Here is a 12,301-nt window from a genome sequence, read left to right on the forward strand (position 1 = left end):
TTGATGCCGGCCTACGACCCGCGCGTAGGGCCCGCCGAACCCCAGGTCGTAGGACCAACGGCGGAGCGGGGTCCGGCCGAAACCCGGTGGGCGATGTCAGTGCCGGTCCGTACGCTCGCCAGTGATGCCCACGACACGTGCAACCACCGAGGACCGTTCCGCCGTACGCACCCTGCTGAGGCTGTGGCCGTACGTCAGGCCCGTGCGCGCCCGGTTGTTCACCGCGGCCCTCGTCGCGGTCGTCGCCTCCTGCACGGGACTGGTGATGCCGCTCGTCCTGAAATGGATGGTGGACGGGCCGGTCGCCGGCCGGGACCCCGCCGGGGTCTGGCTCGGCGCCCTGTACCTGCTGCTCCTGGGGATCGCCGAGGCGGTCCTGTTCGGCATACGGCGCTGGCTGGTGGCCCGGCCGCTGTCGCACGTCGAGGCGGAGATGCGGGCGGCCCTCTACCGCCGTCTGCAGCGGCTGCCGGTCGCCTTCCACGACCGCTGGGCGTCGGGCCAGTTGCTCTCGCGGGGCACCACCGACCTGATGCTGCTGCGCATGTTCCTCGCCTTCCCGCTGACCTTCCTGCTGGTCAACGGGGTCACCATCCTCGCCGGCGTGGTCATCATGCTGACGCAGGACCGGGTGCTCGGCCTGATCGTCCTCGGGCCCGCCGTCCCGGTGCTGTGGACCTGCGTGGTGTTCGAACGGCGCTACGCCGAGGTGGCGCGGCGCGCCCAGGACCAGGTCGGCGACCTGACGACGCTGGTCGAGGAGAGCGTGCTCGGCATCCGCATCGTCAAGGGCTTCGGCCGCCACCGCAGCCAGGCGCGCGCCTACCGCGAGCTGTCCCGCACCCTGCGCGGCACCGAACTGCGCAAGGCCCGGCTGCTCGCGACCATCTGGGGCGTCATCGTGACCCTGCCGGAGCTGGCGATCGGGGCGGCGCTGGTGCTCGGCGCGGTCCGGGTCGCGGACGGCGAGCTGTCCGCGGGCACCCTGGTCGCCTTCCTGAGCACGGCACTCGCCCTGCGCTGGCCGGTGGACTCCATCGGCTTCATGCTCGCGATGAGCCAGGAGGCGGCGACGGCGACCGAGCGGTACTTCGAGGCGATGGACGAGCTGGAGGAGAAGGCGTCGGCCGGGAGCGGGCCCGGCGACGCGGCACCGGGTCCGCTCCCGGCCGGGCCGGGGCTCCGCTTCGAGAACGTCCGGTTCCGCTACCCCGACGCGCCCCCCGGCTCCCCGCCCCTCCTGCACGGCATCGACCTCCACGTCCGCCCCGGCGAGTCCATGGCCCTGGTCGGGGCCACCGGCAGCGGCAAGACCACCCTCACCGCCCTCGTCCCCCGGCTGCACGAGGTCACCTCGGGCCGCATCACCCTGAACGGCACGGACATCACCGCCATGTCCCGCGACGAGCTGCGCGCCAGGGTCGCCGTGGCCTTCGAGGAACCCACGCTCTTCTCCACGAGCGTCGGCGAGAACGTGCTGATGGGGGCGGACGGCGCCGGGCGGCCGGACCTCGACCGGGCCCTCGCCGTGGCCCAGGCCGAATTCGCCCACGCGCTCCCGCAGGGCACCGACACCCGCGTCGGCGAACAGGGCCTCAGCCTCTCCGGCGGCCAGCGCCAGCGCCTCGCACTGGCCCGGGCCGTGGTCGGCCGGCCGGAGTTCCTGGTCCTCGACGACCCGCTGTCCGCCCTGGACGTGCACACGGAGGCCGCCGTGGAGGCCGCGCTGCGCCAGGTGCTGGCCGACACCACCGCCCTGATCGTGGCCCACCGCCCGTCCACGGTGCTGCTCGCCGACCGGGTCGCCCTGCTCTCGGACGGCCGGATCGCCGCCGTCGGCACCCACCAGGAACTGCTGCGCACCAACGCCGAGTACGCCCGTCTGATGTCCGGGGAGCACTCCCCGGGGCAGGAGGACTCCCGTTGACCACCACGACCGACGCCACCCCCGCCACGGACCGGGAGGGCCCGCGCCCCGGGGAGCACGGCGACCCCTTCGACCGGGACGTGCTGCCCGCCCCGCCCGGCGCCACGGGCGACCTGCTGCGCTCCCTGCTCGCGCCGATGAGGTCCCGCGTCGGCCTCACGAGCTTCCTGCTGCTGCTCCAGCAGACCGCGGTGCAGGCGGGACCGCTGCTGGTGGCGTACGCCATCGACAACGCCGTACCGGCCTTCCGTGACCACCGGTACGGGCCGCTGCTCGCGGTCGGCGCCGGCTACCTGCTGTGCGCCCTCGCCTCCGGCGCGCTGCAGTTCGCGTTCATCGAGACCTCGGCCCGGGTCAGCCAGGACGTGCTCCTCGACCTGCGCGGCCGGATCTTCCGGCACGCGCAGGCGCTGAGCATCGACTTCCACGAGCGGTACACCTCCGGGCGGCTGATCTCCCGCTCCACCACGGACGTGGAGTCGCTGCGCGAACTGCTGAACGACGGCCTGCAGGAGCTGGTGACCGTCGTGCTGTCCTTCCTCTACATCTCGGCGATGCTGCTCTGGCTGGATCTCGGCCTCGGCGCCGTGGCGGTGGCCTCCTTCGTGCCCCTGTACCTGCTCGTCCGGCTCTACCAGCGGCGGGCGGGGCGGGTCTTCCGGGAGCGGTCCACGGCGATGGCGGCGGTGATCGTGAAGTTCGTGGAGACGATGAACGGCATCCGCCCGGTGCGGGCGTTCCGCCGGGAGGAGGCGAACGACGCCGAGTTCGCCGTGCTGAACGGCAGGCACGAGCGGACGAACGGGGACGGGCTGCTGGAGATGGCCCGCTATGTGGTGGGGTCCCGGCTGGTGGCCAACACGGCGGTCGCGGCGATCGTGCTGTGGGGCGCCTACCGGGTGGCGTCGGGTTCGCTGGACCTGGGCGTGCTCGCGGCGGCGGTGCTGTACCTGCGCCGGCTGTACGACCCGATCGACCGGCTGGGGATGTTCCTCAACTCCTACCAGTCGGCCGCCGCCTCCCTGGAGAAGATCGCGGGACTGCTGGCCCAGACGCCGTCCGTGCCGGAGCCGGCCGAGCCCGGGGAACTGCCCGCGCGCAAGAGCGAGTTCCCCGGCCGCGAGGTCGTCTTCGACGGGGTCCGCTTCGCCTACCGCACCGGCGGCGAGGTGCTGCCCCGCTTCGACCTGACCCTCCCGGCCGGGCAGACGGTCGCGGTGGTCGGTTCCACCGGCGCCGGCAAGTCCACGCTCGCCAAGCTCCTCGCCCGCTTCTACGACCCCTCCGAGGGGCGCGTGCTGCTGGACGGCGTCGACCTGCGCGAGCTGGCCGTGCCCGAACTGCGGCGCGGGGTCGTGATGGTGACGCAGGAGGCGTTCCTGTTCTCCGGCACCGTCGCGGACAACATCGCGATCGGCCGCCCGGACGCCTCGCGGCAGGAGATCGAGCGGGCCGCGAAGGCGATCGGCGCGCACGAGTTCATCGTCGCGCTGCCGGACGGCTACGACACCGACGTCCGCAAGCGCGGCGGCCGCATCTCCGCCGGTCAGCGGCAACTGGTCGCGTTCGCCCGCGCGTTGCTCGCCGACCCGGCGGTCCTGATCCTGGACGAGGCGACCAGCTCCCTCGACATCCCGGGCGAACGGGCCGTCCAGCAGGCGATGTCGACGGTGCTGCGCGGCCGCACCGCGGTGGTGATCGCGCACCGGCTCTCCACCGTGGAGATCGCCGACCGGGTGCTCGTCATGGAGCACGGCCGCATCGTCGAGGACGGCCCGCCGCACGAACTCATCGCCGGGACCGGCAGGTTCGCGGGCCTGCACAAGGCGTGGCGGGAGAGCCTGGCATAGCCGGACCGGTCACGGCACGCCCAGCTCGAACAGCGCGTACCCCGCGTACGAGCCCGAGGCGAGCGCGGCGATGCCGAGCAGGACGCACTGCACGGGCAGGCTCAGCCGGCGCATCGCGACCGCGAGCGGCAGGAACAGCGGGAAGCAGGGCAGCAGATAGCGGGAGACGTTCGCGAAGATCTGCTGGCTGCCGAGGACCAGGGCGAGCGTCAGCACGGTGTGCACGACCAGCACGGCGGGCGGGCGCAGTCGCATCAGCAGCGGCAGCAGCGCGAGGGCGAGCACGACCACGCCGACCCCGATGACGTCCGCGAAGGGGTAGGCGAACAGATAGCCGCCGAAGTGGCCCACCGGCACCGAGGTCAGCACGTCCAGCGTCTGCTTGCCGTAGTCGAAGCTGTGCGCCCACGCGCCCGACTGCAGCTTGAAGTAGCCGCTCAGGTCGCCCATCCGGTTGCCTACCCAGAGCAGATAGCCGAGCAGCCCGAGCGGGGCCAGGGCCAGGGCGAGCAGCGGGCGCAGGATGTCGTCCTCGCGGCGGCGCAGCGCGAGCAGCGCGGCGACGGCGAGCGCGGCGATCAGCGCGGCGGCCGTGGGCCGGTTGAGGCCGGCGGCGAAGGTGAGCACTCCGGCGGTCAGCCAGCGGCGGGTCATGACGGCGTGGCAGGCCCACACGGCCAGGGCCACGTAGAGGGAGTCGGAGTAGACCGCCCACTCCACGCCCGAGCCCGGCCACACCGCCCACAGCCCGGCCGCCGCGAGCCCGGCCCGCCGCCCGCCGAACCGCTCGGCGACCGCGTGGACGCCGAGGGCGGCGGCGAAGGAGGCGAGGACCGATACCAGCATCCCGGCGCCGTACGGGCCGAGGCCGGTGACGGACATGACCATCCGCATCAGCGCCGGGTACAGGGGGAAGAAGGCCGCGGAGTTGCCCTCCAGTGTGATCAGACCGGTGGCCCCCGGGACATGGACGAGCTGCGGGTCGTAGCCGTGCAGGGCGACCTGCTGGTACCACCAGCCGTCCCAGGTGGCCAGCACGTCCCAGGCGTGCGCCCCGCCGCCGAACCGCGGGTCCTTGGTGCGGTAGTCCCCGGCCGAGGACAGCAGGTACATGAACGAGCAGAAACCGGCCAGCTTCAGCGTGCCGTACAGGGCGAGGACCGGACCGTGCCGGCGCGCGGCGGCACGCAGGCGCGAGCCGGGCGTGGCGTCCGTGGCGGGGATCCGCAGCCGCGGCAGGGTCGCCGTCACGAGGCCGTCCGGGGGCGGCGACCGGCCAGGGTGCGCCGCATCCGGGCGATCCCCCGCAGGTCGGCCAGCGCGGTGGCGAGGATGTCGACGCTGCTGTCGGGGTCGTCGACCCAGTCCACCGGCACCTCGTGGATCCTGAGCCCCGCCCGTTCGGCGAGCACCAGCAGCTCGGTGTCGAAGAACCACTCCCCGTCGCGCACCAGCGGCAGCAGCCGCTCGGCGGCCTCGCGCCGCACCGCCTTGAACCCGCACTGCGCGTCGGAGAAGCCGACGGCGAGCGTGCAGCGCAGCAGGACGTTGTAGCAGCGGGAGATGACCTCACGCTTGGGCCCGCGCACCACCCGCGCGCTCGGCGCGAGCCGGGTGCCGATGGCCAGGTCGGAGTGGCCGGAGATCAGCGGCGCGACCAGCGGCAGCAACGCCGCGAGCCCGGTGGACAGATCGACGTCCAGGTAGGCGAGCACGGGCGCCCGCGAACCCGACCAGGCCGCCCGCAGTGCCCGGCCGCGGCCCTTTTGGGGCAGCCGGAGCGAGGTCACCTCGGGCAGCTCCGCCGCGAGCCGGTCGGCGATGCCCGAGGTGCCGTCGGTGCTCGCGTTGTCGGCGATCGTGATCCGGAACGGGTAGGGGAAGGTGTCCCGCAGATGCGCGTGCAGCCGGCGGACGTTGGGCTCCAGGTCCTTCTCCTCGTTGTACACCGGCACGGCCACGTCCAGGACGGGCTCGTCGTGGTGCGTCGGAAGGGGGGCGCGCCGGGGCGCCGGGGCCATGGCCGACAGCCGGCCTGAGCGGAGTTTTGTCATGTTGTTCCCCGTTTGTTCCTGTGATTTGGGCATGCCGAAGGACACCTGGACGGTCTGGAGGGAGTGCGCTAGCCGGTCGGTCCTACCGGTGCGCTCATCGACGCGGTGGCGGGTGGTGTGGTCGCGTAGCCCCGCGCGGTGTACGTGGATGTGGGCGGCGGCCCCTGCGTGGCGGAGACCGGGCCGCCGGCGGTCGAACCCGCCGTGGCGGTCGGCGGGCCGGCGGTCTCCGAGGAGGTGGGGTACCCCGACGGGGTGATGGTCGTCTCGGGCGCGCTCGGCGGCTCGGAGGTCGCCGAGGTGCTGGGCAGTTCGGTCGGCAGCGGCGTCGGACTCGTCATGGGCCGGGGGTGCGGCGCGCTCGGCCGGTCGTCGGTGTGGCCGTGCGGCCACAGGAACAGGCCGAGGCCGATCCCGGCCACCGCCACGACGGAACCGGCGGCCCGGCGTGCCGCGCGCACCCGGCGCCGTACCCGCACGCCCGTGCGGATCCCCTCCCGGTGCCGGGGTTCGAACGCCGTCTGCTCCTGCGTGGTGTGCATCAGCCTGGTCAGCCGGCGCTCGAAGTGGTCCGGGCGGTCCGTCCGATCCATGTGATCGGTGTGCTCCAGGTGCTCCATGGGTCCCCCCTCACCCCACCGGCTCGATGACGTCGGACAGCATCCGGCGCAGCCGGGCCACCCCGCGCGCGGCATGGGAGCGTGCGGTGCCCACCGGGCACCCCAGCGTCTCCGCGACCTGCCGGTCCGGCAGGTCCTGGTAGTAGCGCAGCACCACCGCGGCACGCTGCTGCGGAGTCAGCTGCGCCAGCGCCGCCTCCAGCCGGGAACGCTCGGCCACGACCGCCGACACGTCGCCGGCCGCCGCCACCTCGGGCAGCTCCTCGACGGGCCGCTCGCCCCACCAGCGCCGGCGGGCCGAGCGGGCCGCGGCCCGCGCCAGCACCTTGCGCACATACGCCTCCGGCGCCTCGTCGGCGACCTTCGGCCAGACGAACCAGAGCTTGACCAGGGACTCCTGCAACAGGTCCTCGGCACGGTGCCGGTCGCCTCCGGTGAGCAGACGGGACAGGTGGAACAACACCGACCAGCGGGCAGCCACGAACGCGTCGTACTCACCGGCCCCACGCTGCTCCATCCCACGGTCCCGTCCTCGCCGGCTGTGTACACCTGGAGAAAGGCCCTGGGGCCCCTTCCGCGCTGCACCCCGCGAGCGTGATCCGCGTCACGCACGGCGCGCGCAGGGGGTCAGACGACCCTCAGCAGCAGCACCGCCCGCGCCGGAACCGTGATCTCCGTGCCCGCCGCGTGGACGGTGCCGGGCGGCTCGGTCTGGTCCTCCCGGGAGGTGTCCACGACCACTTCGTACCGGTCGGCCCACGGCGGGCCGGGCAGCACGAAGCCGGTCGGGCGGTCGCCCGCGTGCAGCACCGCGAGGAAGCTGTCGTCCAGGATCGGCGCGCCCCGCTCGTCGCGGCCCGGGATGTCCCGCCCGGAGAGGTACATGCCGAGCGTGGCGGCGGGCGCGTACCAGTCGCCCTCGGTCATCTCCGCGCCCCGCGAGGTGAACCAGGCGAGGTCGCGCAGCCCGTCCGCGGAGTGGGCGCGGCCGGAGAAGAACGCGCGGCGGCGCAGCACCGGGTGCCGGTGGCGCAGGGCGATCAGCCGGGAGGTCAGGTCGAACAGCGCCCGCCAGCCGGGCTCCCGCAGCAGCGACCAGTCCAGCCAGCTGATCTCGTTGTCCTGGCAGTAGGCGTTGTTGTTGCCGCGCTGGGTGCGGCCGAGTTCGTCGCCGGCCACCAGCATGGGCACCCCGGTGGACAGCAGCAGGGTGGTCAGGAGGTTCCTGAGCTGCCTGCGCCGCAGGGCCCGTACCCGCTCGTCGCCGGTCTCGCCCTCCGGCCCGCAGTTCCAGGACCGGTTGTCGTTCGTGCCGTCCCGGTTGTTCTCGCCGTTGGCCTCGTTGTGCTTCGTCCCGTACGACACGAGGTCGCGCAGGGTGAAGCCGTCGTGCGCGGTGACGAAGTTGACGGAGGCGTAGGGGCGGCGGCCGCCCCAGGCGTACAGGTCGCTGGAGCCGGACAGGCGGTAGCCCATCTCGCGGACGTCGGGCAGGGCGTGCCGCCAGAAGTCCCGGACGGCGTTGCGGTAGCGGTCGTTCCACTCCGTCCACAGCGGCGGGAAGGCGCCCACCTGGTAGCCGCCGGAGCCGATGTCCCACGGCTCCGCGATGAGCTTCACCCGGCGCAGCACCGGGTCCTGGGCGATGACCGCGAGGAAGGGGGAGAGCATGTCGACGTCGTGCATCGAGCGGGCGAGCGCCGCCGCCAGGTCGAAGCGGAAGCCGTCCACGCCCATCTCCGTCACCCAGTAGCGCAGCGAGTCGGTGATCAGCCGCAGCACCTGCGGCTGCACCACGTGCAGGGTGTTGCCGCAGCCGGTGTAGTCGGCGTAGCGGCGGGCGTCGTCCTGGAGACGGTAGTAGCCGCGGTTGTCGATGCCCTTCAGGGACAGGGTCGGGCCCAGCTCGCCCGCCTCGGCGGTGTGGTTGTAGACCACGTCGAGGACGACCTCGATGCCGGCCGCGTGCAGCGCGCGCACCATCCGCTTGAACTCGCCGACCTGCCCGCCCGCCGTGCCGGAGGCCGCATAGGCGGCGTGCGGGGCGAAGTAGCCGATGGAGTTGTAGCCCCAGTAGTTGACCAGGCCCCGGCGCAGCAGGTGGTCCTCGTGCGCGAACTGGTGGACGGGCAGCAGCTCGACCGCCGTGACGCCGAGCTTCACCAGGTGCTCGATCGCGGCCGGGTGGGCCAGCCCCGCGTAGGTGCCGCGCAGCTCCGGGGGGATGTCCGGGTGCAGCTTGGTGAAGCCGCGCACGTGCAGCTCGTAGATGACCGAGTCCGCCCACGGCGTCTTGGGGCGGCGGTCGTCGGACCAGTCGTCGTCGTCATGGACGACGACCCCCTTCGGCACGTGCGGCGCGGAGTCCCGGTCGTCGCGCACGGTGTCCGCCACCTGCTGCTGCGGCCAGTCCCGCACATGGCCGTACACCTCGGGCGGCAGCCGGAACTCGCCGTCCACCGCCCGGGCGTACGGGTCCAGCAGCAGCTTGGCGGGGTTCCAGCGGGCGCCGGTCCACGGGTCCCAGCGGCCCTCCACCCGGTAGCCGTACCGCTGTCCGGGCATCACGCCGGGGACGAAGCCGTGCCAGATCTCGTGCGTCAGTTCGGTCAGCGGGACCCGGGTCTCCCGGCCGCCCTCGTCGAACAGGCAGACCCGGACCGCCTCCGCCCCGGCCGCCCACAGCGCGAAGTTGGTGCCCGCGACCCCGTCGGGACCGACCCGGAACCGCGCCCCCAGAGGCGTCGGCGCCCCCGGCCACACCATGGGGGCGGGCGCGGCGGCGCGCCGGGCGCCGTTCACCCCGGCCGCCGGTTGCCCGCTCCCGGTGGCCGGTTCCCCGGCCGGTGCCCGCTGCTCGGCTGCGCTCGTCACCTGTCGGCCCCTCTTTCGGTGGCTCGGCCCGGGGGCGGCGCGGTCCGCCGTACCGGGCGGCCGAGGGTGCCTGTCAGCACGCTCGGCCGCCCGGTACGGCTGCGCCCCGACGGTAGGGGGTGCCTTCCGGACCAGGTCGGCGTCGCAGCTCGGTCCTTTCCCAGCCGACCAGATCCAGCAGACACCCCCTCCGGCGCGGGCGCGGCGGCTCCCCAACGTGTCGTCCTTCCCACAGTTCTGCCCAGCGCATGGGTCGCACTCACGTTTCCCCGGAGCGTGCCCCGTCGTTGAGCCCTGTGTGAGGCACGCACAAGGACGCGCACGGCGCGCGGGGGCCGCGCTGGCCGCCGTACTGACATGGGCGGGGCTGCTGGCAGGCTGCACCGCGGACGGCTCGGGACCGCTGGGTCTGGGCGGGGCGCTCGGCGGGCCCCCGGCACGCAAGGACGCCATCCGGGTCACACCCGACGACGGCAGCAAGGGGGTCCGCCCCGGCGGGCGGCTGCGGGTGCGGGTGCCCGACGGGCGCCTGGAGAAGGTGACCGCCGTGAAGTCGCAGGACGCGCAGGACACGCCGGTACCCGGGCACATCAGTGCCGACGGCCTGACCTGGCGGCCGGACGACGACAGGCTGGCACTCGCCGCCAAGTACACCGTCGACGCGGTCGCGCTGGACTCCGAGGGCCGCCGGTCCGCCCGGCACACCACCTTCACCACCTACGTCCCCGACCGGCGGTTCATCGGCTACGTCACCCCCGAGAACCGGGCCACCGTCGGCACCGGGATGATCGTCTCCCTCTCCTTCAGCAGCGACATCACCGACCGCGCCGCCGTCGAGCGCGCGGTGCACGTCACCGCGCAGCCCCCCGTCGAGATCCGCCCGCACTGGTTCGGCAAGAACCGGCTGGACTTCCGTCCCGAGCGCTACTGGAAACCGGGCACCGAGGTCACCGTCGACCTCGGCCTGCGGGACGTCGAGGCGGCGAACGGCGTCTACGGCCTGCAGTCCAAGACGTTCGCCTTCACCGTCGGCCGCAGCCAGGTCTCCCTGGTCGACGCGGAGAAGCACACCATGGAGGTGCGGCGCGACGGCCAGCTGCTCGCCACCGTCCCGATCACCGCGGGCGCCCCCCAGCACCCCACGTACAACGGGAAGATGGTGGTGATGGACATGCTGGAGGAGACCCGCATGAACAGCCAGACGGTCGGCTTCGGCGGCGAGTACGACATCCCCGACGTCCCGCACGCGATGAGGCTCACCGACTCCGGCACCTTCCTGCACGGCAACTACTGGAATCCGGACGCCCCCGGAGTCGTCAACGTCAGCCACGGCTGCGTGGGCCTCAGGGACGTCAAGGGCGGCAGCTCGGACACCCCCGCGGGCTGGTTCTTCGACCGCAGCCTCGTCGGCGACGTCGTCGAGGTCGTCAACAGCCTGGACAAGACGGTGTCCCCGGACAACGGCCTCGGCGGCTGGAACATGGGCTGGAAGGAATGGAAGGCGGGCAGCGCGGTGAAGTAACCAGGTGGGGCGCGCGGTTCGGAACGCGGGTGCCGGGCGGAAGTTGCGACGGAACGGTGACATTCGCCTGACACCCTCCTCAAATCCGGGCGGTTAATATGCGCGCACCGATGTGGTGGGGAGCGGGCCTGTGACCAGGCCCGGCGAGGGGAGAACAACTTGAACATACGGCCTGTACCGGGGGCGTCGGAGGCGGGGCGGCGAGGCCGTAAGGGGTTGGGGCTCATAGCCGGCGCCCTGGTGCTCTCGCTCGCGGCGTGCGGCGGGGGCGGCGGGAAGGACGCCGGCTCCGCCGACGGCAAGGGCACCGCCACGCAGCAGGGCAAGCAGCAGTCGACGGCCGCCGTGAGCATCTCGCCCAAGTCCGGCGCCACGGGCGTCGACACCAGCGGCGCGCTCAAGGTCGGCGTGGCCAAGGGCAAGCTGACCGAGGTGACCGTCAAGGACACCAAGGGCACCGCGATATCCGGCTCGATCAGCGGCGACGGCGCCACCTGGACGCCGTCGACCCATCTGGCCGCCGCCACCAAGTACACGGTGCACGCGGTCGCCAAGGACTCCGCCGGCCACGAGGCCGCCGAGGACTCCACGTTCACCACGCTGACCCCGAAGAACACCTTCCTCGGCTACTTCACCCCCGAGGACGGTTCCACCGTCGGCGTCGGCATGCCGTTCTCGATCAACTTCACCCGGGGCATCACCCACCCCGGCGCCGTCGAGAAGGCCGTCAGGATCAGGACCGAGCCCGCCGTCGACGTCGAGGGCCACTGGTTCGGCAACGACCGCCTGGACTTCCGCCCGGAGCAGTACTGGAAGTCCGGCACCAAGGTCACCGTCGACCTGAACCTGGACGGCGTCGAGGGCCGCGACGGCGTCTACGGCAAGCAGCACAAGACCGTGACGTTCACCATCGGCCGCAACCAGGTCTCCGTCGTGGACGCCAAGAAGCACACGATGAAGATCACCCAGGACGGCAAGGTCGTCAGGACCCTCCCGGTCACCACCGGCAAGCCCGGCTACGACACCTGGAACGGCCAGATGGTCATCAGCGAGAAGCTCGCCGTGACCCGCATGAACGGCGAGACGGTCGGCTACGGCGGCGAGTACGACATCAAGGACGTCCCGCACGCCATGCGCCTGACCACCTCCGGCACCTTCGCCCACGGCAACTACTGGGGCGGCGACGCCTTCGGCAACTACAACGCCAGCCACGGCTGCATCGGCCTGCGCGACGTGCGCGGCGGCGGCGACAGCTCCACCCCGGCGGCCTGGTTCTTCAACCACTCCATCGTCGGTGACGTGGTGGTCGTGAAGAACGCCCACGACCGCACGGTGGACCCGGCCAACGGCTTCAACGGCTGGAACATGTCCTGGGCCGACTGGACCAAGTGAGCCCCACGACCCGCGGGCCCGGTGCTGTGACCTACGGCACCGGGCCCGTTGTCGTTAGTGGC

The 12,301-nt window shown here is 72.9% G+C and carries 8 protein-coding genes and 1 pseudogene; 4 read left to right on the top strand and 5 right to left on the bottom strand.

Annotated elements, in window-relative coordinates:
- The first annotated feature begins 124 nt into the window (after positions 1-124).
- Both ACZ7FF_RS22175 and ACZ7FF_RS22180 read left to right on the top strand, forming a co-directional pair.
- Entirely contained in the window at positions 125-1,927 is a 1,803-nt protein-coding gene (locus ACZ7FF_RS22175) for an ABC transporter ATP-binding protein (RefSeq protein ID WP_470813977.1), read from the top strand.
- Complete coding sequence (locus ACZ7FF_RS22180) at positions 1,924-3,777, top strand: ABC transporter ATP-binding protein (protein WP_470813978.1); 1,854 nt, start codon at positions 1,924-1,926, stop codon at positions 3,775-3,777. The genes ACZ7FF_RS22175 and ACZ7FF_RS22180 overlap by 4 nt, the downstream gene beginning before the upstream one ends.
- Positions 3,778-3,786: 9 nt before the next feature.
- Here the strand turns inward: ACZ7FF_RS22180 and ACZ7FF_RS22185 are convergent, their stop codons facing one another.
- The 5 genes and pseudogenes from ACZ7FF_RS22185 to glgX form a co-directional block, all read right to left on the bottom strand.
- A complete protein-coding gene (locus ACZ7FF_RS22185) occupies positions 3,787-5,028 on the bottom strand; it encodes a hypothetical protein (protein ID WP_470813979.1) in 1,242 nt (413 codons plus the stop codon).
- 23 nt (positions 5,029-5,051) lie between these two features.
- Positions 5,052-5,798 (bottom strand): annotated as a pseudogene (locus tag ACZ7FF_RS22190) (dolichyl-phosphate beta-glucosyltransferase); the annotation flags it as partial.
- Between the two features lie 101 nt (positions 5,799-5,899).
- Complete coding sequence (locus ACZ7FF_RS22195; RefSeq protein WP_470813980.1) at positions 5,900-6,451, bottom strand: hypothetical protein; 552 nt, start codon at positions 6,449-6,451, stop codon at positions 5,900-5,902.
- Positions 6,452-6,461: 10 nt separating this feature from the next.
- The gene (locus ACZ7FF_RS22200; RefSeq protein WP_470813981.1) at positions 6,462-6,968 is read right to left on the bottom strand and encodes a SigE family RNA polymerase sigma factor; all 507 of its coding nucleotides are present in this window, start codon (positions 6,966-6,968) and stop codon (positions 6,462-6,464) included.
- Between the two features lie 110 nt (positions 6,969-7,078).
- Positions 7,079-9,325, bottom strand: coding sequence for a glycogen debranching protein GlgX (gene glgX, locus ACZ7FF_RS22205; RefSeq protein ID WP_470813982.1), 2,247 nt, complete (start codon positions 9,323-9,325; stop codon positions 7,079-7,081).
- Positions 9,326-9,623: 298 nt separating this feature from the next.
- Between glgX and ACZ7FF_RS22210 the strand changes: the two genes are divergently transcribed.
- Together ACZ7FF_RS22210 and ACZ7FF_RS22215 are read left to right on the top strand one after the other, a co-directional pair.
- Entirely contained in the window at positions 9,624-10,847 is a 1,224-nt protein-coding gene (locus ACZ7FF_RS22210) for a L,D-transpeptidase (protein ID WP_470813983.1), read from the top strand.
- Positions 10,848-11,006: 159 nt separating this feature from the next.
- On the top strand, positions 11,007-12,239 hold the full coding sequence (locus tag ACZ7FF_RS22215; protein ID WP_470813984.1) for a L,D-transpeptidase: 1,233 nt from the start codon (positions 11,007-11,009) through the stop codon (positions 12,237-12,239).
- Positions 12,240-12,301: the final 62 nt, after the last annotated feature.

This window comes from Streptomyces sp. NPDC037126, assembly GCF_055605965.1.